This window comes from uncultured Brevundimonas sp., assembly GCF_937870815.1.
Taxonomy (GTDB): Bacteria; Pseudomonadota; Alphaproteobacteria; order Caulobacterales; family Caulobacteraceae; genus Brevundimonas.
In genome coordinates this window covers 1-2,254 of record NZ_CALMZS010000230.1, presented here as the reverse complement: position 1 = coordinate 2,254, position 2,254 = coordinate 1, and the positions used below count along the sequence as shown (strand labels likewise).

Genomic DNA, 2,254 nt, shown 5'->3' with positions numbered 1-2,254 from the left:
CGCCAAGGCCCGCGTCGCCGACGAGGCCAAGGCCCGCGCCGCCGCCGAGGAAGCCGTGGTCAACGCCCGCATCGCCGGGGCCGAGGCGGCCATCGGCAAGACCCGCGACGCCGCCCTGACCAACGTCGGCGCCATCGCCTCCGACACGGCCGCCGCCATCGTCGAGCGCCTGACCGGCAAGGCCCCCACCGCCGCCGAGGCCGCCGCCGCCGTCAAGGGAGCCGCCTGACATGAACATGTTCTTCGAACCGGGCTTCTTCAGCCTCTCCAGCGCCGAACTGTGGGTCGGCGTCGGCCTGGTCCTGTTCCTGGCCGTCTGCGTCTTCACCGGCGCCTTCAAGCTGGTCGGCGGTGCGCTCGACGCCCGGGCCGCCAAAATCCGGTCCGAGCTCGACGAGGCCGCCCGGCTGCGCGCCGAGGCCGAGGCCCTGCTGGCCCAGATCCGCGCCGAGAAGGCCGAGGCCGAGGCCCAGGCCGCCGCCATGCTCAAGGCCGCCGAGGCCGACGCCCGCGTCATGGAGGCCGAGGCCAGGGCCAGGCTGGAAGAGACCCTGGCCCGCCGTCAGGCCCTGGCCGAGCGCCGCATCGCCCAGGCCGAGGCCCAGGCCGCCGCCGAGGTCAAGGCCGCCGCCGCCGACCTCGCCGCCCGCGCCGCCGAACAGATCCTCGCCGCCCGCCTGGCCGGCCAGACCAGCGATCCCCTGCTCGACGCCGCCATCGCCCAGATCGGCGCGCGGCTGAACTGAGGGGCCCGGGGCCGGCCATCCAGGTCGCGGAGCGCCCGGGGTGACGGCTGGAGCGACGACGTCCGGTCGGCGTCAGTGAGCCAGGTGGATATGGTCCCGCGCGGGATGTTCGGGCCGCCAGTCACGTCCAACCAAGTGGCCATAGACATTGCCCAGCACGACCCCGAACACCGCGTGTGTCGCGATCATCCAGGCCAGGGTCCCGAAACCGGCTCGCATGAAGAACAGACCCACCGGTCGCTCGCCGACCATACCGGCCAACGGCGCCACGGTCAGCCCGATGACGATGAAGGCGCCGACGGCGAACAGAATGCCCTTTGATTCCGGCGTATCCGTCGGCAATCGCGGACACAGGATTCCGAACAGCGGTCCCAGCACGAAGGTCCCGACCAGGACGAAGGCGGTCCAGCCGACGGCTATCACGTCGGGCGTCTGCAGCATGACCGACAGAAGCCGCGGGAAATTGGCCGCCCAGGGCCCGAAATAGAGGTTGGCCACCTCGAGCAGCGACACCGCGACGGTCGCGGCGAAGCCGGCGATTACGCCTTTTTGTATGCGTGACATCATGACCTCAGCGCCTCCCAACGCTTGTTTTGGTTCAGACTACGCAGACCCAAGCATACGCCGATATGGGAGATCGGCGTTCACATTGCCGTGCGCGGGGCTGGCCGGCCCGCTCTGGCGGGGGCCGGGCCGGCCTGTATAGTGCGGCGATGAATTCACGATTTCTGTGGCGGGCCTGGCGGGCGCGTCTGGCCGACCAGGCCATGGAGCTGTCCCTGATCCGCCGCCACACCGGGCCCGGCGACCTGGCCTGCGACGTCGGGGCCAACAAGGGCAGCTACCTGTACTGGATGGCGCGCTGGTCGGGGCGGGTGGTGGCGTTCGAGCCCCAGCCGGGGCTGGCCGCCTATCTGCAGGCCGTCGCCGCCGGCCTGCCCATGAACAATGTCATGGTCGAGCAGGCCGGCGTTTCCGACCGCGCCGGCGAGCTGGCGCTCTACGTTCCCTCGGTCAACTCGCCGGAGGCCAGCCTGCTGCCCATCGAGGGAGCGGCAACGGTCACGGTCCCGGTGGTGGCCCTCGACGACTATTTCACGCCCGGCGAGCGCCTGCGGATGCTCAAGGTCGACGTCGAGGGCGCCGAACTGGACGTGTTCCGCGGCGCGGAGCGGATCCTCCGGGAGGACCGCCCGGTCATCCTGTTCGAGTGCGAGCAGCGGCACCTGCGCACCGGCTCGGTGTCCGACTGCTTCCGTCATCTGGAGGCCCGCGGCTATGCCGGTCGCTTCATCCACGGGCGGGCGTTGAAGCCCGTGTCCGCCTTCGACGCCGCCGTCCACCAGAGCCAGGCCGGCGACCGGTTCTGGCGGGCGCCGGGCTATTGCAACAACTTCCTGTTCGTCCCCGGCTGACCGGGCCTATCCGGCCGCGGCGGCGTTCGAGCCGGCCGGGGCCGTCCAGCGCAGCACCGGCGAGCGCGCCGCCCGGGTCTCGTCGAGGCGGCG

Annotated in this window: 3 protein-coding genes and 1 pseudogene; 3 read left to right on the top strand and 1 reads right to left on the bottom strand. The window is 71.6% G+C overall.

Annotated features, from left to right (window positions below):
* Nucleotides 1-229, top strand: a pseudogene (locus Q0588_RS15855) (hypothetical protein); the annotation flags it as partial.
* Between the two features lies 1 nt (nt 230).
* Nucleotides 231-746 carry a F0F1 ATP synthase subunit B gene (locus Q0588_RS15850; RefSeq protein ID WP_298748222.1) on the top strand — a complete coding sequence of 172 codons (516 nt, stop codon included), beginning with the start codon at nt 231-233 and terminating at the stop codon, nt 744-746.
* A gap of 72 nt (nt 747-818) precedes the next feature.
* Here the strand turns inward: Q0588_RS15850 and Q0588_RS15845 are convergent, their stop codons facing one another.
* Nucleotides 819-1,313 (bottom strand): DUF6789 family protein, encoded by a 495-nt coding sequence (locus tag Q0588_RS15845; RefSeq protein WP_298748219.1) that lies wholly within the window; start codon nt 1,311-1,313, stop codon nt 819-821.
* 146 nt (nt 1,314-1,459) lie between these two features.
* Between Q0588_RS15845 and Q0588_RS15840 the strand changes: the two genes are divergently transcribed.
* Entirely contained in the window at nt 1,460-2,161 is a 702-nt protein-coding gene (locus tag Q0588_RS15840) for an FkbM family methyltransferase (protein WP_298748216.1), read from the top strand.
* Nucleotides 2,162-2,254 lie beyond the last annotated feature (93 nt).